At 68.2% G+C, this 22,886-nt stretch carries 23 protein-coding genes; 15 read left to right on the plus strand and 8 right to left on the minus strand.

Going from position 1 to position 22,886, the window contains the following annotated elements:
- Positions 1–261: transposase (locus ACIA5C_RS20115; protein ID WP_396056685.1), on the plus strand; the 261-nt coding region annotated here is incomplete at its 5' end.
- 185 nt (positions 262–446) lie between these two features.
- Here ACIA5C_RS20115 and ACIA5C_RS20120 read toward each other — a convergent pair.
- The 6 genes from ACIA5C_RS20120 to ACIA5C_RS20145 are packed head-to-tail and all read right to left on the minus strand — an operon-like array spanning position 447 to position 6,074.
- Positions 447–1,913, minus strand: coding sequence for an NAD-dependent succinate-semialdehyde dehydrogenase (locus tag ACIA5C_RS20120; protein WP_396056687.1), 1,467 nt, complete (start codon positions 1,911–1,913; stop codon positions 447–449).
- Positions 1,910–2,314: a RidA family protein gene (locus ACIA5C_RS20125; protein WP_396056689.1), complete on the minus strand. Its 405-nt coding sequence runs from the start codon at positions 2,312–2,314 to the stop codon at positions 1,910–1,912. The genes ACIA5C_RS20120 and ACIA5C_RS20125 overlap by 4 nt, the downstream gene beginning before the upstream one ends.
- Positions 2,311–3,162 (minus strand): fumarylacetoacetate hydrolase family protein, encoded by an 852-nt coding sequence (locus ACIA5C_RS20130; RefSeq protein ID WP_396056691.1) that lies wholly within the window; start codon positions 3,160–3,162, stop codon positions 2,311–2,313. The genes ACIA5C_RS20125 and ACIA5C_RS20130 overlap by 4 nt, the downstream gene beginning before the upstream one ends.
- Positions 3,159–3,581, minus strand: coding sequence for a YybH family protein (locus tag ACIA5C_RS20135; protein WP_396056693.1), 423 nt, complete (start codon positions 3,579–3,581; stop codon positions 3,159–3,161). Before ACIA5C_RS20135 ends, ACIA5C_RS20130 begins: the two co-directional genes overlap by 4 nt.
- Complete coding sequence (locus ACIA5C_RS20140; RefSeq protein ID WP_396056695.1) at positions 3,571–4,821, minus strand: DUF3500 domain-containing protein; 1,251 nt, start codon at positions 4,819–4,821, stop codon at positions 3,571–3,573. Before ACIA5C_RS20140 ends, ACIA5C_RS20135 begins: the two co-directional genes overlap by 11 nt.
- Positions 4,818–6,074, minus strand: coding sequence for an FAD-dependent monooxygenase (locus tag ACIA5C_RS20145; protein ID WP_396056697.1), 1,257 nt, complete (start codon positions 6,072–6,074; stop codon positions 4,818–4,820). Before ACIA5C_RS20145 ends, ACIA5C_RS20140 begins: the two co-directional genes overlap by 4 nt.
- A 334-nt stretch (positions 6,075–6,408) precedes the next feature.
- Between ACIA5C_RS20145 and ACIA5C_RS20150 the strand changes: the two genes are divergently transcribed.
- The 11 genes from ACIA5C_RS20150 (at position 6,409) to ACIA5C_RS20200 (ending at position 16,496) form a co-directional block, all read left to right on the plus strand.
- The gene (locus ACIA5C_RS20150; RefSeq protein WP_396056699.1) at positions 6,409–7,365 is read left to right on the plus strand and encodes an ABC transporter permease; all 957 of its coding nucleotides are present in this window, start codon (positions 6,409–6,411) and stop codon (positions 7,363–7,365) included.
- A 26-nt stretch (positions 7,366–7,391) separates the two neighbouring features.
- Positions 7,392–8,537 carry a sugar ABC transporter substrate-binding protein gene (locus ACIA5C_RS20155; protein ID WP_396056701.1) on the plus strand — a complete coding sequence of 382 codons (1,146 nt, stop codon included), beginning with the start codon at positions 7,392–7,394 and terminating at the stop codon, positions 8,535–8,537.
- Entirely contained in the window at positions 8,534–10,093 is a 1,560-nt protein-coding gene (locus tag ACIA5C_RS20160; protein ID WP_396056703.1) for a sugar ABC transporter ATP-binding protein, read from the plus strand. Before ACIA5C_RS20155 ends, ACIA5C_RS20160 begins: the two co-directional genes overlap by 4 nt.
- Positions 10,090–11,145 (plus strand): amidohydrolase family protein, encoded by a 1,056-nt coding sequence (locus ACIA5C_RS20165; protein WP_396056705.1) that lies wholly within the window; start codon positions 10,090–10,092, stop codon positions 11,143–11,145. The genes ACIA5C_RS20160 and ACIA5C_RS20165 overlap by 4 nt, the downstream gene beginning before the upstream one ends.
- A 25-nt stretch (positions 11,146–11,170) precedes the next feature.
- Entirely contained in the window at positions 11,171–11,956 is a 786-nt protein-coding gene (locus ACIA5C_RS20170) for a fumarylacetoacetate hydrolase family protein (protein ID WP_396056707.1), read from the plus strand.
- A complete protein-coding gene (locus ACIA5C_RS20175) occupies positions 11,941–12,732 on the plus strand; it encodes an HpcH/HpaI aldolase/citrate lyase family protein (protein WP_396056709.1) in 792 nt (263 codons plus the stop codon). Before ACIA5C_RS20170 ends, ACIA5C_RS20175 begins: the two co-directional genes overlap by 16 nt.
- Positions 12,729–13,400 carry a hypothetical protein gene (locus tag ACIA5C_RS20180; RefSeq protein ID WP_396056711.1) on the plus strand — a complete coding sequence of 224 codons (672 nt, stop codon included), beginning with the start codon at positions 12,729–12,731 and terminating at the stop codon, positions 13,398–13,400. The genes ACIA5C_RS20175 and ACIA5C_RS20180 overlap by 4 nt, the downstream gene beginning before the upstream one ends.
- A 60-nt stretch (positions 13,401–13,460) precedes the next feature.
- The gene (locus ACIA5C_RS20185; RefSeq protein WP_396056713.1) at positions 13,461–14,120 is read left to right on the plus strand and encodes a GntR family transcriptional regulator; all 660 of its coding nucleotides are present in this window, start codon (positions 13,461–13,463) and stop codon (positions 14,118–14,120) included.
- A gap of 16 nt (positions 14,121–14,136) precedes the next feature.
- Positions 14,137–15,318: a DUF3500 domain-containing protein gene (locus ACIA5C_RS20190; protein WP_396056715.1), complete on the plus strand. Its 1,182-nt coding sequence runs from the start codon at positions 14,137–14,139 to the stop codon at positions 15,316–15,318.
- Complete coding sequence (locus ACIA5C_RS20195) at positions 15,299–15,922, plus strand: nuclear transport factor 2 family protein (protein ID WP_396056717.1); 624 nt, start codon at positions 15,299–15,301, stop codon at positions 15,920–15,922. The genes ACIA5C_RS20190 and ACIA5C_RS20195 overlap by 20 nt, the downstream gene beginning before the upstream one ends.
- 301 nt (positions 15,923–16,223) lie before the next feature.
- Entirely contained in the window at positions 16,224–16,496 is a 273-nt protein-coding gene (locus ACIA5C_RS20200; RefSeq protein WP_396056719.1) for a HupE/UreJ family protein, read from the plus strand.
- A 420-nt stretch (positions 16,497–16,916) separates the two neighbouring features.
- On the opposite strand, the gene ACIA5C_RS20205 is transcribed toward ACIA5C_RS20200, so the two are convergent.
- Positions 16,917–17,414 (minus strand): hypothetical protein, encoded by a 498-nt coding sequence (locus ACIA5C_RS20205; RefSeq protein WP_396056721.1) that lies wholly within the window; start codon positions 17,412–17,414, stop codon positions 16,917–16,919.
- Positions 17,415–17,568: 154 nt separating this feature from the next.
- Here ACIA5C_RS20205 and ACIA5C_RS20210 point away from each other — a divergent pair, with 154 nt between their 5' ends.
- Positions 17,569–17,910: a hypothetical protein gene (locus tag ACIA5C_RS20210; protein WP_396056723.1), complete on the plus strand. Its 342-nt coding sequence runs from the start codon at positions 17,569–17,571 to the stop codon at positions 17,908–17,910.
- 63 nt (positions 17,911–17,973) lie between these two features.
- Positions 17,974–19,113, plus strand: a complete 1,140-nt coding sequence (locus ACIA5C_RS20215) for a recombinase family protein (protein WP_396057670.1) — start codon at positions 17,974–17,976, stop codon at positions 19,111–19,113.
- Positions 19,114–19,317: 204 nt separating this feature from the next.
- Here ACIA5C_RS20215 and ACIA5C_RS20220 read toward each other — a convergent pair whose 3' ends face one another.
- On the minus strand, positions 19,318–20,121 hold the full coding sequence (locus ACIA5C_RS20220) for an alpha/beta fold hydrolase (RefSeq protein WP_396056725.1): 804 nt from the start codon (positions 20,119–20,121) through the stop codon (positions 19,318–19,320).
- A gap of 551 nt (positions 20,122–20,672) precedes the next feature.
- On the opposite strand from ACIA5C_RS20220, the gene ACIA5C_RS20225 reads away from it, so the two are divergent.
- Positions 20,673–22,874: a hypothetical protein gene (locus tag ACIA5C_RS20225; RefSeq protein WP_396056727.1), complete on the plus strand. Its 2,202-nt coding sequence runs from the start codon at positions 20,673–20,675 to the stop codon at positions 22,872–22,874.
- Positions 22,875–22,886 lie beyond the last annotated feature (12 nt).

A 22,886-nucleotide genomic window follows, 5' to 3' on the forward strand; every position in this document is an offset into this window, starting at 1 on the left:
GTCGAACACGGCGCCACACTCGGCGTCGACGTCGAGATCGTCAGCAAGGATCCCCAAGTCAAAGGCTTCACGATCATCAAACGCAGATGGGTCGTAGAACGCACGCTCGGCTGGCTCATGCACCACCGCCGCCTCGCCCGCGACTACGAAACCCTGCCCACCACATCAGAAAACATGATCCGCATCGCCATGATCGACACCCTCACCCGCCGAGCCACCGGCGAAACCACCCCAACCTGGCGAGACCCCCAAATCACATAACACACAAAATACGTGAATCAGACGCCCTCTCAGGTCGAGCGTCCCGTTCTGTTGCGCCTCGTCCCACTCGCCGGGGCCGCGGCGCGACAGGTGCGAGACCAGCTGCTTGCCGTACCGGCCCGGCCGGCCCGTCGGTACCGTCGCGGTACTTGTCTGAGCTTCACTCATCGCTTTCTCCAGTTGGTTCAAGGTCGCGGCGAGGCCGAGGGGATCAGGGTGTATTTCGTCTCGAGATATTCGTTGATGCCCTCGCCGCCGCCTTCGCGGCCGAGGCCGGATTGTTTGATACCCCCGAACGGCGCGGCCGCATCCGAAATCGCGGCGACGTTCAGGCCCATCATTCCCGACTCGATGCGGTCGATCATGCGTTGCCCGCGGGCGAGATCGTTGGTGTAGACATAGGCGGCGAGGCCGTATTCGGTGTCGTTAGCCCGCCGCACGGCTTCGCTTTCGTCGGTGAAGGAGGCGATGGCGAGGACCGGGCCGAAAATCTCCTCGGTGAGGATGGCCGCGCCGTCCGGGACGTCGCTCAGCACGGTGGGAGAGTAGAACGTTCCCGGCGCCGCGACCGGCGTGCCGCCGCAGAGCTTCTTCGCTCCGCGGTGCACGGCGTCCGTGACGAGGCCGTGCACCTTCTCGATCGCTTTCTGCTCGATGAGCGGCCCGATCGCCACGCCCTCGTCGGTGCCGCGGCCGACGCGCATCGCCTGGACCCGCTGGGCGAGCCGTCCGGCGAACTCGTCGGCCACCGACTCGTGCACCAGGAAACGGTTCGCGGCGGTGCAGGCCTCGCCCGAGTTCCGGAATTTGGCGGCGAGCGCGCCCTCGACGGCGAGGTCGAGGTCGGCGTCCTCGAAGACGAGGAAGGGTGCGTTGCCGCCGAGTTCCATGGAGCACTTCAGAACGGTGTCCGCGGCCTGGCGCAGCAACCGGCGGCCGACCGGCGTGGAGCCCGTGAAAGAAAGCTTCCGCAGTCGCGGGTCGGCGATGATAGGCGCGCTCACCGCGGCTGACGCCGTGGTTGTGACGACGTTGACCACGCCGGCCGGCACCCCCGCTTCCTGCAGCAGGGCCGCGAAGTGCAGGGTGGTGAGGGGAGTCAGCTCGGCCGGCTTCACCACGACCGTGCAGCCGGCGGCGAGGGCCGGCGCCAGCTTGCGGGTCGCCATCGCGAGCGGGAAGTTCCACGGCGTGATGAAGTAGCAGGGGCCGACCGGCCGCCGGGAGACGACGATCGTGCCGGTCCCGGCGGGGTTGCGCTGGTAGCGGCCGGCGATGCGGGGGGCCTCCTCGGCGAACCAGCGGAGGAACTCGCCGCCGTAACGGACCTCGCCGCGGGACTCGGTGAGGGGCTTACCCATTTCGAGGGTCATGAGCAGCGCGAATTCGTCCTCCCGCGCGATCAGCAGCTCCCACGCGTGGTGGAGGATCTCGGCGCGGCGCCGGGGCGCCTCGGCGGCCCAGGATTCCTGCGCCGCCACGGCCGCGTCGAGGGCGCGGAGGCCGTCCTCGGCGGTGGCGTCCGCGATGCGGAGCAGTTCGTCGCCGGTCGCGGGGTTCCAAACGCCGAAGTCGGCGGCGGTGTCGGTCCAGGCGCCGTCGATCAGCACCCGGGTCGGCACCCGGCTCAGCAGTTCCGTTTCGTTGATCATTTTTCTCCGGGACGGGAGTCGCCGAGGACGGCGATGAAGTCGCACTGCACGAGCGTGTCCCCGTCGAAGGTGGCGGCTAGGGCGTGTCGCGCGGGCCGGCTGTCCGGATCCGGGAACATGGCTTCCCACTGTTCGTTGAGCGCGTCCCGGTCGCGGTAGTCGCGGAGCCAGACCGTCATCTTCACGATGTCGTCCGGGCTGCCGCCGGCCGCCTCGACGATCTCGCGGACGTGCCGGAACATGTTCGCGCACTGCGCGCCGAGGTCGGCCGGCATATCCCGGGTCTGCGGGTCGCGGCCGGTGATCGCGCCGGAGAACACGAAGCGGTCGATCCTGCTGGCGGCCGGCACGGGGTTGGCGTGCTCGAACCCGCCGATGTGGACGCTGCGGCGCTTGGTCATGACGACCCGGCGGCGACGACGCGGTTCTCGATCGCGCCGAGGCCCTCGATCTCGGCTCGCACCACGTCGCCGGGCCGCAGCCAGGTGCGGGTGGGGGCGCCGATGCCGGCCGGGGTGCCGGTGGCCAGGATGTCGCCCGGCATCAGGGTCATGACGGTGGTGAGTTCGGCGATCTGCGCCCAGATGTTGTGGATCATGTCGCCGGTGGTCCAGTTCTGGCGTTCCTCGCCGTTGACGGTGAGCCGCAGGGACAGGCCGTGCGGGTCGTCGATCTCGTCGTCGGTGGTCAGCCAGGGGCCGATCGGGCCGTGGGTGTCGAACGACTTGCCGAGGGTGAAGGTGGGGGACCGGGCCATCAGCCAGTCGCGTACCGACACGTCGTTGGCGACCAGGTAGCCGGCGACCACCGACCGGGCGTCCCCGGCGGCGACGTTACGGCAGCGGGCACCGATCACCACGGCGAGCTCGATCTCGTAGTCGAGCTGCTCGGACACGACCGGTTTGACGATGTCGTCGTACGGGCCGGCGATGCAGGACACCTGCTTGTTGAACCAGAGCTGATGGACCGGGACCGGGATGCCGGCTGCCCGGGCCTCCTCGGCGTGCGCCTTGTAGTTCATCCCGATGGCCAAGTACTTCTGGGGGTTGTCGATCGGGGCTTCGAGGAGCACGCCGGCGAGGGGGTGGCTCGGCCCGTCGGCGGCCTCGAGCGCGGGTCGTAGTTCGGCCAGCCGGGGCAGCAGGTCCCGTAGCGAGTCACCGGCGCCCGGGAGTTCCACCACGTGGTCGCCGACGACCTTGCCGAGGCGGGCCGGTGCTCCGGGCGTACGGAAGCGGGCGATCTTCACGGCTTTTCCTCCTCTGAGGCCAAAGCGGGCCAGGCCTGCTCGCCGTACGGGGTCATCTGGAAGCTGACGAACCGCCAGCCGCTGCGTTCGTCGCGGCGAAGCACCTGCGTCGCGACGCCCGCGAGCGTGCGTTCCCCACCTTCGGCCGTCCGCAGCCGGTTGGTGATCGGGCCGGTGATGATCGCGACGTCGTCGAACAGCCGGATGTGGAGGTCGCCGCGGGTGATCTCCAGATAGGCGCGCCGGGTGCCGGTGTGTTCCAGCAGCTGCGCCTTGTCGTGTACGACGCCGGGGGCGTGGATGTGCACCAGCGAGTCGTCGAAGAGCTCGTCGAGGGTGTCGAGGTCGCCGTCGAGGAGTGCCTGCTGTCGGCGCCGCTCGACGGCGTACAGCGCGGCGGTGGTCTGTTCAGGATCCATGCGTGTTCCCGGTGTGGTGGTCGGCCTCGGCGTAGTGCTGCCGGAGCAGGTCCTTGCCGTAGTCGTTACCGTTGGGTGTGCGTACAAGGGTGTGCACGTGGAAGCGGGCCGGCTCGGTGTTGGTGAGCCAGACGCCGCTGTGGGTGTCGAACTCGACCAGGACGACCGGGCTCTGTACGCGGTAGTAGAAGGGTGAGACGCCGTCGGTGGGGCCGATCCAGCTGAACCAGGTCTCGTCGAGCGCCGCCTCGATCTGTCGCATGCGGGCATCGAACGGCCGTTGCGGCAGGAGGTCCAGGAAGCTGGCCACCACGTCCCGCAGCATTCCCTGCTGGGCACTCTGCAGGGAGCGGGCGCTGATCCCCTCGTACGGGATGATCCGGTTGTCCTGGTAGGCGCCGCCGAGCTGGCGTTCGTCGGCGAAGTGCCAGCGTCCGTCCGGCATCGCCGGATCGCGCATCTCGCGGTAGGTCTGCGCCTGGTCCTGCAGCGATGACGGCAGCGAGCGCATCAGCTCGATGCCGGTCAACGCCTCCCGCTGGAACAGCTCGAACTGGTGGCCGTCGCCGCGGTCGATGACGGTCGGCTCGGCGCCCTGGAAGGTGGGGGAGACGACGATCTGGCCGCCGATGATCAGGCAGTTGAGCGCCAGGTGGTGCCCGTAGAGATTCCAGCCCCAGGGCTCGGTCTCGCTGGGCTCCCCGAACAGCAGAAAGTGGTAGCTCCACTCGTTCATGATGGTGCGCAGGTCGTACAGCTCGCCGAGGAACAGGTTCGCGATGCGGACCTGCTCAGTCTTGAGGTAGCCGTCGTCGCTGAAGCAGGCCCGCATGAGCGTGGTGACCGCGTCCCGTACCCGGTCGTCGACCTCGTCGAGCCGGATGCCGTGCGAGTTCATCGGCCATTCGGGGTTGTACCAGTCGCGCCACTCGGGAGCGTCGATCGCATAGCAGGCCTTTGCCCGCTCACCCTCGCTGAGCGTGTCGATCAGGGCAGTCGCGGCCGCGGTGGCCGTGCGGGCGTCGAAGCCCTCGTCGGCGAGCGCGTACCGGCCTTCGAGCAGGGTGCCGTCGGTAGTGACGCCGCGGAACGGCTCGTGGTAGAGGTCCTGCCACATCTTGATCAGGCCCTGGGCGCGCTCGGACTGCCGGATCGGCTTCGAATACGTCCAGGGGTCGAGCCCGCGGCCTTCGATCAACCGCGGCGAATCGGCCGGGATCAGATAGTCCTGGTAGTTCATGCGGACCGGAACCCGGTCGCCTGGCCGGCCTCCCAGCCGGGACGCTCCTGGCCGACGAGCTTGTGGTACTTGCTGAAGATCCCGTCGGCCTCAGCCAGCGGGAGCACCTTCTCGATGTCGTCGAAGCGCTGCCCGTCGGTGCGCTCGGCGACCATCCGCCGGATCACCTCGTAGCCCTCGCCCCGGTGCGCCATCACGATCCGGTTGACCGCCTCACGGCGCTCGTCCTCGTACGCCTGCAGCGCCGCGACCGGGTCGCTGATCGTCGCGAGTTTCTCCGCGACGACGCGTCCGTCCACCAGCGCCTGGCAGGCGCCGTTGCCGCCGCGCGGATACATCGCGTGTGCCGCGTCGCCGAGCAGGGTCACCCGGCCGTCGCACCACGAGTCGAGCGGCTCGTGCCGGATCAGCGGGAACAGGTAGACCTCGCGGGCGTTGCGCAGCATCTCCTGCACGTCCAGGAACGGGATCTCGCAGTCGTCGTAGTAGGGCAGGATCTCCTCGACCGAGCCACGCTGGTTCCAGTCCTCGACGGACTCCTCGCGGGTCGCCTCGACAACCCAGTTGACCAGGGTCAGCCCGGTCCCCTCGAAGTCGTCCCGCAGGGGGTAAACGATCATGCTCGACAGACGGGGGTCGCCGATGTGCAGGATCGTGCCGCCGGTCTTGAACGGCTTCATCAGCGTCGTCCCGCGCCACATGGTGATGCCGGAGTAGGTCGGCTCGGCGCTCTCCGGGTGCATCTCGCGGCGGACGACCGACTTGATCCCGTCGGAGGCGATCATGACGTCGTGCCGGGCCTCGGCGGTGCTGCCGTTGGCGTGCCGCAACCTCAGGGTGACGCCGTCGTCGTCCTGCGCATAGTCGATCAGGCGGGTGCCGAGCACGACTACGTCCGGGCCGAGGCGTTCGAGGACCTTGGCATACAGGAACATCTGGAAGTGGCCGCGGTGCACGAAGCGCTGCTCGTACAGGTAGCCCATGTGCACGCCACAGAGCTCCGCGTAGATCTCCTGGCCGTAGCGGTTGAAGAACAGCGACTCCTGGGCGTCGACGGAGATCGCGCGGAACTCGTCGAGCAGGCCGAGCTCGTCCAGCTCCTTGGTGGCGTAGACCTTCACGTCGATGCCGACGCCGAGCGGCTTCAGCGCCGCGACAGACTCGTAGATGCGAGGGCGCAGGCCCTGCTGGTGCAGCCGTAACGCGGTCATGAGACCGCCGGGACCGGCTCCGATGATGGCGATGTCGAGCATCGGTGCTCCTTGGTGCTCCGGGTTGGCGCTCCGAAACCGCCGGCGACTGCTCCGCGATGGGGGTACCGGCAGTGACTGTGACCGGATCGTATGTGAAATCGTGCACGGCATCAACAGCTTGACCTCGAGCATGTCAAATTTCGTATACGAAGAATCGCAGGATTTCGTTGTGTGTCGCAGACGACATCGTATACGCTTTCGCCTCATCCGCTGGTAGAGCTGCGGATCGGTCCGCTGCCGACCCTCAGGGGGCGAGATGAAAATCCGCAGCATTCAGACACTTCATCCGGGCGCTCGCGTCGTCGAACTGCCTGCGTCAACGCCGAACGAGCCCGTGCACCGCTCGCTGTCTCTCGGTCACCTCGGCTCCCGTTTCGCGGCGGTGGGTTTCTGGCTCGTCCTGGCGGTGCTCTACGCCGCCCTGCGGCCCGACACCTTCCTCACGGAGGGCACCTTCCAAACGATCTTCGGATCTCAGCAGGCGCTGGTGTTCCTGACCGCCGCACTGCTGTGCACGATCATCGTCGGCGAGTTTGTCGACATGTCGGTGGCGTCGAACTTCGGCTTCGCCGCGGTGCTCGTCGCCGTGCTGAACGTCAACCTGCACTGGAACGTCTGGGCGGCCACCCTGGCCGCGGTCGCCGCGTCCACGCTCGTCGGCCTGGTGAACGGCTGGCTCACGGTCCGGCTCGGCGTGAACACGATCGTCGTGACACTGGGCATGGGCACGTTCCTGCTCGGCCTGGGTCTGTGGATCACCAACTTGACCCCGATCTCGGGACTGCCGTCGGGCTTCGCCCAGATCGCCCTGTTCGACATCGCCGGGCTCCCGGTCGGGTTCTACGAGGGCCTGCTGCTGATGCTCGCCTTCGCGTACGTCATGAAGTTCACCCCGCTGGGCCGCAACATGCGCTTCGTCGGGGCCAACCGGGAAGTGAGCCGGCTCGCCGGCGTCCGGGTGAACCGGTTGCGGCTCGGCGCCTTCACCGCCGCCGGCCTGATCGCCGGTGTCGGCGGCGTGATCTCAGCCGCGGCCACCGGCGGGTTCGACGCGTCGGTCTCGCAGTCCTACCTCCTGCCGATCTTCGCGGCCACCTTCCTCGGGACGGCAATCCTCGAGCCGGGCAAGTTCAATCCGCTCGGCACGCTGCTCGCCGTGTACTTCCTTGCCACCGGCATCCTCGGGCTCCAGCTGCTCGGTGCCTCCGGCTGGGTCTCCTCGGTCTTCTACGGCGGCGTTCTGGTGATCGCCGTGACGATCTCGACGCTGCTGCACCGCAAGGTTCGCTGAATCTCTCCGTCCCCTCTGGAGGTTCCATGTCCACGATCAAGTTTGTCCTCGTCGGTGCGACCACCCTCCTGCTCGCCGCGTGCTCCAGCGGGACCACCGGCGGCTCCACCTCGTCCGGCGCGTCAGCGGCCTCGTCACCGCTGGCGACCAAGGTCGCCGAGCTCGAAAAGGCCGGCGACAGCTATCCCGTTCCCACCGGACAGATCTCCGGGGTCGACGCCCTCAAGGGCAAGACGGTCTACTACATCCCGATCACCCAGCAGTCGCCGCAGTTCGCGGTCACTCAGGCCGCCCTCGAGTCGGCGTTCGGCAAGGTCGGCATCAAGCTGCAGGTCTGCAACGGCAACGCCACCCCGACCGGCATCGCGGCCTGCCTCACCCAGGCGACGCAGGCGAAGGCCGGGGCGATCATCACCGACGCCATCCCGTACGTCATCGCCGCCAACGCCTTCAGCGCGGCCATCGCGGCCGGGATCCCGGTGCTCAACACGAACCAGACCGCGGACAGTGCGCACCCGGCGGCGGCGAGGCTCGGCTACGTCTACGCGGCCGGCTCTGCGCAGATGGTCGCGGTCGCGGACTGGATCATCAGCGATTCCGGCGGCAAGGCGAACGTCGTCATCAATCAGAGCACCGACGGCCCGTCGCCGGTGGCGTTCGTCGCCGCGGCCAAGGACGAGTTCACCAAGGAATGTCCCGGCTGCACGGTGACGATCAACGCGATCTCCTCGGCGAACTTCTCGCTGATCCCGTCCTCGACCAGTTCGGCGCTGCTGAAGAACCCGAACGCCAAGTATGTGGTCTCCGAGTTCGACCAGTACCTGCAGCCGACGCTGGGCGGTGTGCAGCAGGCCGGCAAGATCGCCGCGGTCAAGGGTGTCTCCGGCGCCGCCCAGCTGTCGGGCCTGAAGATGATGTCGGCCAAGAATTTCCTGTACGCCTCGGTTGGGCAGGCCTCGGCGTACCAGGGCTGGGTCGACGCCGACGCGGTGCTGCGGATGATGACCGGCACCAGCGGCGACAAGCTGCCCGAGTACACCATCCCGATCCGGCTGTTCACCCGGGACAACATCGGCAGCGTCCCGCTCACCTCGGCCGCGGAGGCCTCCGGCGAGTGGTTCGGCCCGACCGACTACACCGGCTCGTTCCTCAAGCTCTGGGGTCTGAGTTGAGTTCCCGCCTGCGGATCGAGGGGGTCTCGGTTACCTTCGGCCGCAACCGGGTCCTGCGTGACGTCGGCTTCGAGGTGGGCGCGGGGGAGATCCACGCGCTGATCGGACAGAACGGCTCCGGGAAGTCGACCCTGGTGAAGGTGCTGACCGGGCTCTACGCCGCTGAGCCGGGCGCCCGGGTCGAGGTCGACGGGGAGTCGTTGCGGCTGCCGGTCCGGCCGCTGGAGGCGCGCTCCCACGGGGTGGCGGTCGTGCACCAGTCCCTCGGGCTGGTGCCGGAGATGAGCGTGCTGGAGAACATGCGGGTCGGCCGCCTGCGCGCCGGCCGGTTCACCCGGCGGATCCAGTGGAAGCAGGAGGCCGCGGCGGCCGCGCTGATGTTCGACCGGCTCGGCCGGCACGTCGCGCTCGACGTGCCGGTGCACCGTCTCAGCGAGGAGGACCGGGCTACGGTCGCGATCGCGCGGGCGCTGCAGGACACCCCGGAGGGCGGCGGGCTGATCATCTTCGACGAGTCCACCCGGGCACTGTCCCGCCAGTCGCTCGAACACTTCTACGACGTGCTCGACGGCGTGGTCCGGGCCGGCACCTCCGCTCTGCTGATCTCGCACCGGCTCGAGGAGGTCGCCGACGTCGCCGACCGGGTCACGGTGCTGCGCGACGGCGAAGTCGTCTCGGCCGGTCTGCCCGTCGCCTCGCAAGGGCCGGCCGGCCTCGCGAAGCTGATGCTTGGCCGGGTGCTGGACGAGATCAGTTCCGGCGGCGGCCACGCCCGGGCCGGGCAGGAGCCGGCGGCCGAGTTGGCCGACGTGGTCAGCGGCCGGCTCGACGGCGTCGCCGTGCGGGTCGCGCCGGGCGAGATCGTCGGCCTGACCGGCCTCGCCGACTCCGGTTACGACCAGGTGCCCTACGTGCTCGCCGGCGTCGAACGGGCCACGGCGGGCAAGCTGGTCGTGGCCGGCGGCCAGGTCGATTTGGACCATCTCACCCCGGTGGATGCGATTGATGCGGGCATCGTGCTGGTGCCCGGCGACCGGGAGGGTGCCGGGCTCGCGATGGAACAGACCGTCTGCGAGAACGCGGCCCTGCCCCGGACGGGCGGCCGCGGGGCGTGGCTGATGCCGATCCGCCGGCGGGCCGAGCTGGCCGAGCTGACGCCCTGGCTCGAGCGGCTGGACCTGCGTCCCCGCGACCCGCATGCCGTGGTGGGCAAGCTCTCCGGGGGCAACCAGCAGAAAGTGGTCCTGGCCAAGTGGCTGTCCCGGGGTCCCAAGCTGCTGGCTCTGCACGAGCCGACCCAGGCCGTCGACGTCGGCGCTCGGGAGGTGATCGTCACCGCGGTCAAGGACGCCGCCGCCGCGGGCTGTGGGGTTCTGGTGGCCAGCAGCGACGAGAACGAGCTGTCCATGCTCTGCGACCGGATCCTCGTCTTCTCGGGCGGCCGGGTCGATCAGGAACTCTGCGGGCCAAGCCGGCCCGATGACATCGTCGCCGCGATTTTCGCCGGCACCGATCGCCGCCCGCTGCGGGGCGCCAAAGAAGGGGCTTGTTCATGACCGTCGTCGACATCAACATCCACCACCTGCCGGAGGATCTGTTCACCAACCCGAAGATCCTCAACGGCTTCCTCGACTCGGCGCCGCGCGGCTTCGGCGAGATCGCCCGCGTGGCCACCATGGACAGCGGCAAGAAGCAGCTCATCCTCGAGAAGCCCAAGGGCTACCCGAACCTCAACTACGTCGAGGGCGACTACTCCGCCGAGTCGAAGCTCGCCGCGATGGACGACGCGGGTGTCGACTACGGCATCATGCGGGTGCCGGTCTGGCAGGAGTGGCTGGACCTTCAGACCTGCAAGGCGGTCAACGACAACGCCTTCGACATCGTCAAGCGCTCCAACGGGCGCCTGTTCGCGACCGCCTGCGTCCCGCCGTGGGGCGGTAAGGAGAACGTTTACGAGGTCGAGCGGTGCGTGAAGGAGTACGGCGCGGTCGGCGTGCAGCTCGCCTGTCACTACGGCGAGCTCTACCTCGACGACGAGGTCTTCGAGCCGTACCTGAAGGTGCTCAACGAGCTGAACGTGCCGGTGATCGTGCATCACACGCCGCTGCCGGTCGAGTGGAAGTCCATCATCGACTACACCAACTTCCGGCGCGAGTACGGCCGGATCATGGACCAGGGCATCGCCGTCGGCCGCGAACTGTTCAGCGGCATGTTCGAGAAGTTCCCCAACCTGCGCATGATCCACACCATGCTCGGCGGCAACTTCTTCGCCAATACCGCGCTGCTGACCCCGCACAAGTCGAACAAGTCCGAGGCGATGAACCGGCTCGACTCCGGTGGCGGCGACAAGATCAAGGGCTACCTCGAGAACAACATCTTCTTCGACCTCACCCACCCGCACTCGTGGGGCAAGGACCAGGTCGAGTGTGCCCTCAAGGTCAACGGGTCGGACCACTACCTGTTCGGTTCGTCGTTCCCGGTCTTCTACGGCTGGATGAGCCAGGGCGTTCAGTTCGTCCGCGACACCCTCGAGATCGGCGACGCCGACCGCGACCTGGTGCTCGCCGGCAACGCGATCCGGTTGTTCAACCTGCCGATCTCGGCCTGATTTCCCGTAAAGAGACGGAGACATCGTGCTCGACCCGACCGTGCATCAACAGATTGCGGACGAACTCGCCCGTGCCGAGCACGAGCGGGGCGTCCTGCCGCTGCTGACCGCCCGCTACGCGGACATGACGGTCGACGACTCCTACGCGGTGCAGCGGATCTGGCACGCGAGCGGCGTGGCCGCCGGGCGCCGCCACGCCGGACGGAAGATCGGCCTCACTTCGAAGGTGATGCAGGCGGCCACCGGGATCACCGAGCCTGACTACGGGGCGGTGTTCGCCGACCAGATCTACGAGTCCGGCTCGACGATCGAATTCGACCGGTTCTCCAGTGTACGGATCGAGGTCGAGCTCGCCTTCGTGCTCGGCGAGAAGCTGATCGGCCCGGACGTGACGCTGTTCGACGTGCTGGACGCGACCAAGTACGTCGTACCGGCGCTGGAGATCCTGTCGTCGCGCATCGAGCTCGCGGGCCGCACGATCGTCGACACGATCAGCGACAACGCGGCGCTCGGCGGGGTGGTGCTCGGCGGCTCGCCGGTCGCGCCCTCGGCCGTCGACCTGCGGTGGGTAAGCGCCGTGCTCTACCGCAACGAGACGATCGAGGAGTCCGGCGTCGCCGCCGCGGTCCTCGGGCACCCCGCGATGGGCGTCGCCTGGCTGGCCAACAAGCTGGCTCACTACGGCGACAGCCTCGAGCGCGGCGAGATCGTGCTGGCCGGCAGCTTCACCCGGCCGATCTGGGTCCAGCGCGGCGACATCATCCTCGGCGACTATCGCGATCTCGGAGCGGTGTCATGCCGGTTCGCCTGAGCCTGCCGCGGCCGTTCGCGGCCACCCTGGCGGAGTTGGACCGCGCCGCCGTCGGGATGTGGGTCTGCTCCGGTAGCGCCCTGGTCGCCGAGATCTGTGCCGGCAGCGGCCTCGACTGGCTGCTGATCGACATGGAGCACGCCCCGAACGGCCTCGAGTCGGTCTTCGCGCAGTTGCAGGCCGTCGCCGGCTACCCGATCACGCCGCTGGTGCGAGTGCCGGTGAACGACCCGGTGGTGATCAAGCAGGTGCTCGATCTCGGGGCGCAGAACCTGCTGGTGCCGATGGTCTCATCGCAGGCCGACGCGGTGGCCGCCGTCCGCTCGGTGACCTACCCGCCGCACGGGGTGCGCGGCGTCGGCAGCGCCCTCGGGCGGGCCGCCCGCTGGAACCGGGTGGACGGTTACCTCGCCGACGCCGCCGGGACGGTCTCGGTGTTCGTACAGATCGAGACGGCCGAGGCGGTCGAGCAGGTCGACGCGATCGCGACCACCGGTGTGCACGGGATCCTGGTCGGGCCGAGCGACCTCGCCGCGTCGATGGGGCTGATCGGGCAGCAGACACATCCCGACGTCGTCGCCGCGGTCGAATACTGCATCGCGGTCGGCCGCAGGCTCGGCGTGCCGGTCGGCGTGAACGCGTTCGATCCGGCGACGGCGCGCCGATACCTCGGCGCGGGGGCCTCCTTCATCCTGGTGGGTGCCGACGTCACGCTGCTCGCACGTGGTTCCGAGGCCTTCGCCGACCAGTTCACCTCAGAAGGGGGACGTCAATGATCGACCGGCTTCGCGCCGTCGGCACCGCGGGGTTGTCCACGGCGCTGCGCAAGCGCGGCTATCACGACGTGTTCATCGACGGCGTACGCCCGCTCGCGGCCGGCATGCGGCTCGCGGGACCCGCCCGTACCTTGCGGTTTGTTCCGTTCCGCCCCGACCTGCTGGCTGCGCGGGGCGGCGGCTTCAACCCGCAGAAGCAGGCGTTCGACTCCGTCGGCGCAGGTGAGGTCCTGGTCATCGAGGCGAGAGGCCGGCCGGAGGCGGGCACCCTCGGCGACATCCTCGCGCTGCGCGCCCGGTACCGGGGTGCGGCCGGGGTGGTGACCGACGGCGGGGTGCGCGACGCGGAGGCGGTCGTCGCCACCGGCCTGCCGGTGTTCGCGAGCGGCCCGCACCCGTCCGTGCTCGGCCGGCGGCACGTTCCGTGGGAGACCGACGTGGTGATCGCGTGCGGCGGCGCCGCGGTGGTCCCGGGCGATTTGGTCGTGGGTGACGCCGACGGTGTGCTCGTGGTGCCCGCCGCGCTGGTCGACGAGGTGCTGGCCGAGGCAGAGCAGGACGGGATCCGGGATGCCTGGATTGCGGCCCGGATCGCCGAGGGTGAACCGGTCGACGGGCTCTTCCCGATGAACGAGGCGTGGCTCACTCGGTACGATGCCGCAGGTTAACAATCGCATACGATATATTACGCAATTTTTGAGCCTGCTATGCGAAAGATGGTGAACGGAATGGCAACGCGGACCGACATCTGCTACGACCTGCTCAAGGGGCGCATCCTTGACGGTACGTATGGCTCCGGACACCGGCTCGTCATCGATCAGCTCGGGCGCGAGACCAACATCAGCACCATCCCGTGGCGCGAATCGATGCGGCGGCTCGAGGCCGAGGGCTGGATCGAAATCATCCCGAACGTCGGCGCTCGCGTCGCCACGTTCGACAAGGGGGAGTGGACGCGGACCATGCGCCTGCTCGCCCGGCTCGAAGGGCTCGCCACCGCCCTCGCCGCCGAGGAACTGACCCCGGCCGACCTGGCCGGCGCCCGCCAGGTGAACCGGGAGATGTCCGAGGCACTCGCCGACTTCGACCCGATGCGGTTCTCCAACCTCAACCGCCAGTTCCATACGATGATCTTTCGTAAGGCTCCCGACAAGCACCTGATCGCACTGCTGGACACCGAGTGGTCGCGGCTCGACTTCATCCGCCGGTCCGCCTTCACGCACGCGCCCGGGCGCGCGGTCCAGTCGGTGGCCGAGCACGAGGGCCTGCTGGACCTGCTCGAGGCGCGGGCCGACGCCGACACGATCGAGATCGCAGCCCGGCAGCACAAGCTCAACACGCTCGACGCGGTCACCCGACACGCGGTTTCCCTGGGTAACGCGCTCGCCTGAGCCATGGAGGGGTGACATGGGCATGACCTACCGGGCGCCGGGCGCCATCCGGGACATGCTGTTCGCGACCTGGTCGCTGCTGAACAGCTTCTCCGGCGATCAGCGTGATCGTGCGCTGTTCGGATTCGACGACTCACGCCGGATCGACTGGGACTTCATCCCGAAGCCCGACCGCACCGGCATCGCCCTGTTCGAGCTCGACCGCCATCAAAAGGCGCTGGCGCACACCCTGCTGCGGTCGGGGCTGAGCCTGCGAGGGTACAGCCAGGCGCTGGCGATCATGGCGACCGAGAACATCCTCCGCGAGACCGAGGTCGTCCAGCGCGGCTTCGGCGTCTACGCGGCCGACTTCCGTGATCCCGAGGCGTACCTGTTCAGCTGGTTCGGCCGGCCGGCCTTCGAGGACACCTGGGGCTGGCGGATCATCGGTCACCACATCGGGTTCAACTTCACGATCGTCGGCCAGGAACAGCTGACCGTCACCCCTGTCGCGATGGGCGCGCAGCCGTTCCCGGCGGGCGTGCTGAACCCGCTCGGCCAGAGCCAGACGATGGCGTTCGACCTGTTCCGCCGGCTGAACGCCGACCAGCGGAAAGCCGCGCACATCCATCCGGTGGCGCCAGCAGACTTCACCACCCGGCAGGTCCCGTACGTCGGTGACGTCGAACTGCCCGACCACGTGGACCTCGGGATCGAGTCGTACACCATCGACGACGAGGACCGCTGGGCGCTGCGCTTCGAGCGGCACAAGCCGAGCGGTCTGAACGGCGCGGAGTTGAGCGCTGACGATCTCGCGTACGCGCGGGAACTGCTTCTGCACTTCGTGGAGACCGGTCCGGACGAGCTCAGCAAGCAGTACCGCGCGGTCGTCGAGTCGGAGTCCGCCGAGCTGCTCACCTTCGCGTGGGCCGGCGGGGAGCGCCCGGACACCGCGTACTACTTCCGGGTCTCGACCAAGGGCCTACTCGTCGAGTCGGACAACGCGGTCGCGGCCGGGCAGCACATGCACGCCGTCTGGCGCGACCTCGACAACGACCTCGGCCGCGATGTGCTGCTCGACCACTACGCCCGCAACGAACACCGCCGGGGAGACGCCCACCTCAAGCGGCGCATCACCTCGAGCACGGAGGCCGACGCCGACTTCATCGCGGCGCGCCGATCAGATCCAGGAGCCCCGCATGAAACACACACCACTTGATCTGCCCGACCCGATCATCGAGCGGGAGCTGTCCGCACTCGTCCAGCGGGAACGTCTCGCCCGGGACACCGGCGACTTCGAGACCATGGAAAACCTCTACTGGCCCGACTCGGTAGTCCGCGTCACCTGGTTCACCGGAAGCATCGCCGAGTTCGCGAAGGTGTCCCGGGAACGGCAACGCACCCGCGGCGGCGGATTCCACGTCATCATTCCCGTCCGGAGTGAGGTTGAGGGTGACCGGGCACTCGTTGAGAGCCTCGGCGAGATCCACATCCGCCCGCATGTCGAAGGCGTCGAATGTGATGTGGTCGCCTGGGGCCGGTTCTTCTCTCGGGTGGAACGACGCGACGGGCAATGGAGGCTGCGCACCTTCGATTCCATTTACAAGAAGGACCGGATCGACCCGGTTTCCCCGGATGCGGTCCTGCAACTGGACCCGGAACGACTCGCCGCGGCACGTCCGTCGTACCGCCACCTCACCTACCTGAACCGGGACGCCGCGTATCCCGTTCCCGACGATCTGCCCGGTGACGACGAACCGGCACTCGTCGAGGACTTCTATCGCGAGGCCCGGACCTGGCTGCACGGCAAGAACGACGACTGAGCGATGGTCGGTGACCCAAGACCTGGGGTCGTTCCCACGGGAAACTTCGTGGGGTCGGCGACTATCACCTCACCTACGACGGGATCGTGCACCACCTGCTGTCGCACCAGATCCTCGTCTCGCTGCGCTCCGTCGGCGCGGACACCTACGCCACCTTGTGCCTGCTGGACTGGCAGCAGCACACCATCGCCGTACCCGCGGCCTGCGCCACCGAAGAGACCGGGTTTCTCGCCGCTGTACGCCTTGGCATCGCCACATCGCCACATCGCCACATCGCCACATCGCCGAAGGCGTCGACCGCTTGCTGTTCCTGGTCATGCTCCTGCACACCCCGCTACCGGGTCGCCGTCGCCGCTGGCTTCGGCTCATGCACGGCTTGGCGTTCGCCGCGTTGCTAGGCGGCCTCGATCTCGGCCGAGGCCCACTGGTCGTCAGCCTGCTCGGCTTCGACCTCGGCATCGAGCTGACCCAGCTGATCCTCGTCGCACTGCTCATGCCGTCACTGCTGCTGCTCAGCCGCATCCGACTCCACCCGCGACGCGTGTCACGGTCGCCGGGATCGGCATCGTCCTAGCGGTGCGTGGCTTGCCGACACACCACCGTCATCTCCAGCACTCCACACACTCCTGTCTCCGACCAGCTCACTGGGCACCCGTTCATCATCGCCGTGACGTAGCGGTCGAAAGCAGAGCCAGAAACCGAAGCGCCACGACCACGGCGGCGCTGTTGCGCGGGGGCCTGCACAGCTCCCGCCTTCCACGACAATGAGCAACCTGCGACGACGACTTAGGCTGCTGGTGCGCAACGCCTTTGCCGTTCAGGATTCCTCGACCCAGGAAACTCCGGCGGACCCGTCAAAGGAGTATTGACCGGTTGCCGGGAACCCAGGTTTTTCTCCAGGGATGGGTCCGGTGGCCTCTGCCGCCTGATCAGGCGTCGGCCAGCAATTGCTCGGCCTGATCCACCAGTTCGCCGAGGTGATCGCGGTATCCGCTCAGGCCTCGAGAACAGGCGCGTCATGAAGCGGCCCACCATCGAAGGTCCAGAAGATCCGGGTGACGGTGTCTCCCGGGTTGACCGTCAGGTCGGAGAAATCAACCGGGTCGGCGTTCGTGGTCGTCCGTTGCCGCATCGAGGTCCGAGTGTCCAGTTCCTTGAGTTCGGCATTGCGTATGTCGGTGATGGCACGCTGCTCGGCCCGATCGAGATTCGTCCACCAGGCGCTGAACGCGGCAGTGCGATGCCCATGGCTTTCCGCGTCAATTGTGCGGGTGACTCCAGCCATCAGGTCGAGCACGTACGGGATGCGATCACGGAAGCCGACCGAGTCCGCACCGTGCCGGGCCAGGTCCTGCAACATGCGTTGCGTCCGGGCGAGGCCCGTGCGCGTTCTCGTCAACTCCACCTCATGAAGTCTGCCGGAGCAGACCTGATTCTGCGATGCGCCGCCCTGCCGCAGCCGATCGGATATGCCGTTCTTGCTCGTCAGCATCCGCCGCGACGGAGAAGGCGGTTAGCTCTTACGTCAGCCTTCCGGACTACATCCGTACTCCGGCGCGGTGACATCGACCGGAGTGGCGTCGTCGGCAGGTTCCTGGTGGGCATAGCGATCGGCATCTGTTCGGCCTCGAACCGAGGTGACCGTCATGTCCATCACCCTGCCAGCAAACGAAGGCCCGCAGCTCGCATCGTGGCTGAAGGCTCGATCGACACCGCCCCGCGTCCGCGGTCGCCGCCACCGGGCTCATTCGGACGCGGGTCTGCGTTTCGCGTTCTACGGCCGTACGTCGACCGGCCGGCAGCAGGACCCGGAGACGTCGCGGGAGTGGCAGCGCGACGACGCGGTTCGGGTGATCGACGGTCACGGCCGGATCGTGGTCGAGTTCTTCGACGTCGCCACTCCCGCAGCCTGCCCTGGCACCACCGGCCACAAGCCGCTGCTCTGCTGCGCGCCGCCGCGCGACCCGATCGCCCGTTCGACGCCGTAGTGATCGGTGAGTTCGAGCGTGCTTTCGCCGACAAACAAGCAAAGCCGATCATCGCACAGCTGCATGCGTGCGGGTGCAGGTGTGGTTGGCCGAGTTCGACGGTCCTGTCAATCTCGCCGATCCCGCCCACCAAGCTCTACTCGGACTGCTCGGGCAGCAGTCCGCGCGGGAAGTGCTTCGCACTCGACGCCGCACCACCGCGGCGATGAGCGCGCAGGTCCGGCTGCAGGGTCGGCATTTGGGTGGGCGGCCGCCGTACGGGTATCGGCTGGCCGACGCGGGCCCGCACCCCAACGGGCAACACGCGCTCTGGGGTCGGCGGCTGCTGCGGCTCGACCCGGACGCGGAAATGCCCCGCACGTGCGGTGGATCTTCGCGCAACGTCTCGCCGGAAACAGCACCGCCGGGATCGCCCGCACGCTCAACGCACTGGGTGTCCTTTCCCCGGCAGCGCATGACCCGGACCGCAACCGGCACCGTCAACGCTCCACCTGGACGGTCCGGACCGTGGCGGCGATCCTGGCCAACCCGCGCTACACCGGCCGGCAGGTCTGGAAACGCCAGAGCATCGACCACCACGAGCGACGGCCCGGCGACAAGTCGAGTCGGCCGGTCGGTTGTAAGCCGACCCGCGGCTGGAACCCGCGTGATCAGTGGGTGATCTCGCCGCCGGGTGTGCATCCCGCGCTGGTCAGCGAGGATGCATTCCTTCGGGCACAGCAGGTCAGCGCGCTCTCGGTACCGGACGACGCGAATCCCGATCGATATCAGCTGACCGGCCTGGTGATCTGCGGGCTGTGCGGGCGGCGGGCGGAAGGGCATTGGGCGCACGGGCGGGCTCGCTACCGGTGCCGGCACGGACGCACCAGCGCCAGCGACGCCCTGCCCGATCCCCCGAAAACGTTGTTCGTGCGGCAGGACCAGCTCATCGAGCAGGCCACCATCCAGCTCGCGCACATGCTCGGCGTTGATGCGGCCGCCATCAGTGTCCGTGAGCTCGCGCGTCAGCTCCGAGAGCGGGGGATAACCATCGTGTGCACCCCGGTCAGCATCACCCTCGACGTTCCCACCGCAGAGCCAGAGCCGCCCTCAGTCGAGGACCCAAGCGGTCAACTACAGCTGTCGATCGCGATCCCGCGGCGGACAACGAAAAACCCCCACCAAAACCATCCCGCAAACGTGAATGACCTTGGTGGAGGTTAACGTGTCCGGGCCCAACACGAGAGAAATTCACACGGTGGTTGCCGCAAGAGATCTACATTGCGCATCGTAGGGTGATCTGCTCACACGACATCCGTGTCGCGAGGTGCTCGCGATGGGACGGCGCCGGACCTGATCTGGGATGTGGTGTGCGCCGCCGGCGGCGTGCTCGCATCCGACGGCAACAGCGAGCCGTGTGCAGACCTGTCAGGATAGGTTGGTATCGCAGGGCCTCTCGGTAGCGGCGATGATGAGCGCGGCGACGGCGCCGGGATTGTCGGCCATCGGGACGTGTCCGCAGCCTGGCAGCTCGCCGACGCAGGTTCCCGGCGGCAGTTCGTCCAGGTGGCGGGACTGGCGGGGGAGCAGGAGGCGGTCACGCGACCCGAAGGCGACGGTGACCGGCGCGTCGATGGGTGGGCCGGCGCGGTAGCAGCGCGGCTCGGTGGCTTTCATGGTCGCGTCGAAGCCGGTGGCGCCGGCCATCGACCGTACGGCGGTGCGGGCGTAGGCGGCGGTGATCCGGGACGGTTGCCCGTGGGTCTGGCCGAGGATGGCGATCCGGCCGGCGCGGTACCGGACGAGGCGGCATGCCGGTGTGGTGAGGTGCTTGGCCAGCCATCGGGTGGTGCGCAGACTGATCCGGTTGTACAGCGGGCTTCGGCCGTGCCACAGCCCGGCCGGAGAGACCAGGGTCAGCGACTGGAGCGGGCGGGCGGCGGCGAGCTCGAGGGCGACCCAGCCGCCGAGCGAATTGCCGGCCACGTGCGGAGTCGCTATGCCCTGGGTGTCAAGGAATGCGGCCACCGCGGCAGCGATGGCGTCCGGCCGTGGTTCGACGCGCGAGGGCAGCGGCGGGGATTCGCCGTGGCCGGGCAGGTCGACGGCGATGACGTCGAATCGCTCGGTGAGCCGGTCGAGGACGGGGTCCCAGGCCTGGCGAGCGGAGCCGATGCCGTGCAGCAGGATCAGCGGCTCCCCGGCGCCGCGGCGGGTAAATGCGAGTGCCATGTCTGCAGGACGACCAGGCCGGCCGCATCGTGACGCGTGGGTGGGCGCGCGTCATGGTGTTGATGTGGGGTTTGGTGTTGACCTGCTTCGCGGCGGTCATGTTCTTCTGCACGCCGGTCAGCACCTCGGCGGCCGTGAACGAAGCGGCGGCCTGGGTCTTGGCACTGGCGGGCGCCGTGGCCGCATCAGCGGTCTTGAGGCCGATCGGAAGGGCGAGCGCGAGAGCCGCGGCGGTCGCGACGGCGATGCGCGTACGGGGGGATGACATGGCCCGGGTTCCTCCGTGTACGTTAGTAAGACTGATTAACAGATGGAAGCACCCGCCGTTCCCCGCGTGAAATGATCCTCAGGGAATTTGAGGTTATCGATGATCGGGCGCTCAGCGTCTTGACGAACGCGGTGGAGCTGGGCCTCCCATCGTTCGCCCACCATTTGCCCATCGCCCACTGGCAACGTCGCGCCGACGGTGAACCCATCATGATCGGGAGTTTTGAATGAGCCTCGGCGATAGACGAAAGCAGATTGCGGCAGGGGTGGCGGGGACACTGGCGATGATCCTCTTCGCGACACCCGCGGCCGCCGATCCCGACCCCGGCAAGGGGAATCCGGATCCTCCGCGGGCGACGGCCACACCCTGTGCGGTAATTCCGTCGGGTACCAGCGAGTTCGCCAGCTGTGTCGGCGTCACCGCGAAACTCGATCGGGTGCCGTCGGTGGGCGCGACGGCGACCCTGACTGTCACGATCCGGGCGAGCCGGGCCCTTCCCGGCACCGACGTGACCATCACCCTGCCGGAGCAGCTGGCCTGGGAGCGGAAGCCGGCCGAATCGACGGTCTCACCGGGCGCCGGGAAACCGGTGACCCTCACCGGCGTGGTCAAGGCAGTCGCCGAAGGCTTCGGCGAGATTTCCGTACGGGCAGCCGCGGGGGACGGCAACGACACCCAGACCGCCGGCGACTCGGTGTTCCTGACCGTGGCCGGCGCCGGCAAAGCGTCGCGGCTGGGTGCGCTCACCAAGAGCGGGAATCAGCCGGCCGTGCGGGTGACGCCGACGAAGGTGTTCCAGCGGCCGGCCGGGCAAAAGCTGCGCAGCGTGGCCGGCACCCCGAGTCCCTCGCTGGCCTGCGACACCAACGTCACCGGCAACTGGGGCTACTTCGACCAGAACAATTCCTGGCACAACGAGATGAACGTCAACGTCGTCATCAACGACGCGGTCAACGGGCGCGTCGGGGGCGCGCTTACCGACTCCAACGGCAACTTCACCATCTGCTTCGACTCTTCGAAGGGCACCCGGATCTCGGCCAGCTTCATCCTGGCGAACGACTCGTGGCAGGTGCAGGACCTCAGCGGCAACCAGTACCGATGGACGACCGAGATCCACACGGTGACGCCGGGAGTCACCGTCAACGTCGGATCCCGGACCAGCGACCCGGCCGTCTATCGCGGGTTGCACGCCTTCGACGAGGCCAACGACGCCTGGCAGTTCATCCCCAAACCCACCAACACGTGCTGGGATCAGAAGGACGTCGCCTGCCGACAGCTGAAGATCAGCTGGACGCCGGACTCCACCCTCGGCAACAACTACACCCCCGACACGAACATCGTCCACCTGCTCGCCGACGCCCCGAACGTCGCGATGGTCACCGCGCACGAGATCGGGCACGCGGTCATGGACGACGTCTACAGCGACGCCTTCCCGAGCGCGCCGAGCTGTTTCCCGCATCCGGACATCGCGGTGTCGTCGTCGGCCGGTTGCGCCTGGACCGAGGGCTTCGCGGACTGGTTCGGGATGGCCGTCTACCACGACAACTTCTACCACTTCCGGGACGGCTCGGTCCGCAACCTGGACGACCAGGGCTGGTCCGACGCCGCCGCGCGCGGCGACACGGTGGAGATGCGGGTGACCGGGGCGATGCTCGACATCCAGGACTCGGCCAACGAGCCCATCTGGGACCGCTCCTCCGAGGGCTTCGGCAACCTGTGGTTCACCTTCACCCACCACGTCAGCCCGAACTTCTCGGCCTTCTGGAACAGCCGGATCGCCGACGGGTTCAACGTGAGCGACACCGGCGCGCTGGCGTCGGTTTACCAGAACACCATCGACTACGGTTTCCGGGATCCGCTGCCGGACAACCAGGCCCTGGCCCGCCCGGTGCCGGCCCCGCACAACTTCTCGATGAACACCACCACGGCCGACTGGTCGGTGGTCGCCGTGGTGCCGTCGGTAGCGGCCGACGTGGACCTGACCGTCTACGACGACCGGGCCGAGACGCTTCCCCTGGCCTCCAGCCAGGGCGCGGCCGACGTCGTCGACTTCGTGGCGATCGACTCCAACCGGCGGTCGTTCGGCGACTACTACCCGCGCGTCAACAACTTCTCCGGTGGACTGCCGTACAACATCGAGGTCGCCCAGAACCGGAACATCCTGGCGCCAGGCTCGTCGCAGATCGTGCACATGCCGGCCGACCTGGTCGCGGTCCGCGACACCTTCCTCACCGCCGGCGCACCGGTGCTCTTCTCGGTCACCCCGTCGACGGTGGACCAGGATCCGGGGCTCTTCGTGATGGGCGACGACCCCGGCAACCCCGCCACCTTCGTCCGATCGCGGTCGGCGGCGTCGGCTTCGAGCACCGGCAACGGCCCCGGCACCACCGAGTTCCTGTCCTTCACACCGGCGATCTCCGGCTGGTACGGAGTCGTGATCACGAATCAGCACGGCGTGGGTGACTACACCCTGACCCGGAGCTGACTCCTGCTCGGC

The sequence above is a fragment of the Actinoplanes sp. NPDC051343 genome, assembly GCF_044455125.1.
In the GTDB taxonomy this organism is placed as follows: domain Bacteria; phylum Actinomycetota; class Actinomycetes; order Mycobacteriales; family Micromonosporaceae; genus Actinoplanes.

Excerpts from the sequence above, each read along its gene's own strand:
- ACIA5C_RS20210 (WP_396056723.1), top strand. The coding sequence starts at position 17,569 with ATGTCCATCACCCTGCCAGCAAACGAAGGCCCGCAGCTCGCATCGTGG.
- ACIA5C_RS20205 (WP_396056721.1), bottom strand. The coding sequence starts at position 17,414 with ATGCTGACGAGCAAGAACGGCATATCCGATCGGCTGCGGCAGGGCGGC.
- ACIA5C_RS20175 (WP_396056709.1), top strand. The coding sequence starts at position 11,941 with ATGCCGGTTCGCCTGAGCCTGCCGCGGCCGTTCGCGGCCACCCTGGCG.
- ACIA5C_RS20125 (WP_396056689.1), bottom strand. The coding sequence starts at position 2,314 with ATGACCAAGCGCCGCAGCGTCCACATCGGCGGGTTCGAGCACGCCAAC.
- ACIA5C_RS20120 (WP_396056687.1), bottom strand. The coding sequence starts at position 1,913 with ATGATCAACGAAACGGAACTGCTGAGCCGGGTGCCGACCCGGGTGCTG.
- ACIA5C_RS20165 (WP_396056705.1), top strand. The coding sequence starts at position 10,090 with ATGACCGTCGTCGACATCAACATCCACCACCTGCCGGAGGATCTGTTC.
- ACIA5C_RS20190 (WP_396056715.1), top strand. The coding sequence starts at position 14,137 with ATGGGCATGACCTACCGGGCGCCGGGCGCCATCCGGGACATGCTGTTC.
- ACIA5C_RS20140 (WP_396056695.1), bottom strand. The coding sequence starts at position 4,821 with ATGAACTACCAGGACTATCTGATCCCGGCCGATTCGCCGCGGTTGATC.
- ACIA5C_RS20145 (WP_396056697.1), bottom strand. The coding sequence starts at position 6,074 with ATGCTCGACATCGCCATCATCGGAGCCGGTCCCGGCGGTCTCATGACC.
- ACIA5C_RS20220 (WP_396056725.1), bottom strand. The coding sequence starts at position 20,121 with ATGGCACTCGCATTTACCCGCCGCGGCGCCGGGGAGCCGCTGATCCTG.
- ACIA5C_RS20225 (WP_396056727.1), top strand. The coding sequence starts at position 20,673 with ATGATCCTCTTCGCGACACCCGCGGCCGCCGATCCCGACCCCGGCAAG.
- ACIA5C_RS20195 (WP_396056717.1), top strand. The coding sequence starts at position 15,299 with ATGAAACACACACCACTTGATCTGCCCGACCCGATCATCGAGCGGGAG.
- ACIA5C_RS20185 (WP_396056713.1), top strand. The coding sequence starts at position 13,461 with ATGGCAACGCGGACCGACATCTGCTACGACCTGCTCAAGGGGCGCATC.
- ACIA5C_RS20135 (WP_396056693.1), bottom strand. The coding sequence starts at position 3,581 with ATGGATCCTGAACAGACCACCGCCGCGCTGTACGCCGTCGAGCGGCGC.
- ACIA5C_RS20215 (WP_396057670.1), top strand. The coding sequence starts at position 17,974 with ATGCGTGCGGGTGCAGGTGTGGTTGGCCGAGTTCGACGGTCCTGTCAA.
- ACIA5C_RS20155 (WP_396056701.1), top strand. The coding sequence starts at position 7,392 with ATGTCCACGATCAAGTTTGTCCTCGTCGGTGCGACCACCCTCCTGCTC.
- ACIA5C_RS20180 (WP_396056711.1), top strand. The coding sequence starts at position 12,729 with ATGATCGACCGGCTTCGCGCCGTCGGCACCGCGGGGTTGTCCACGGCG.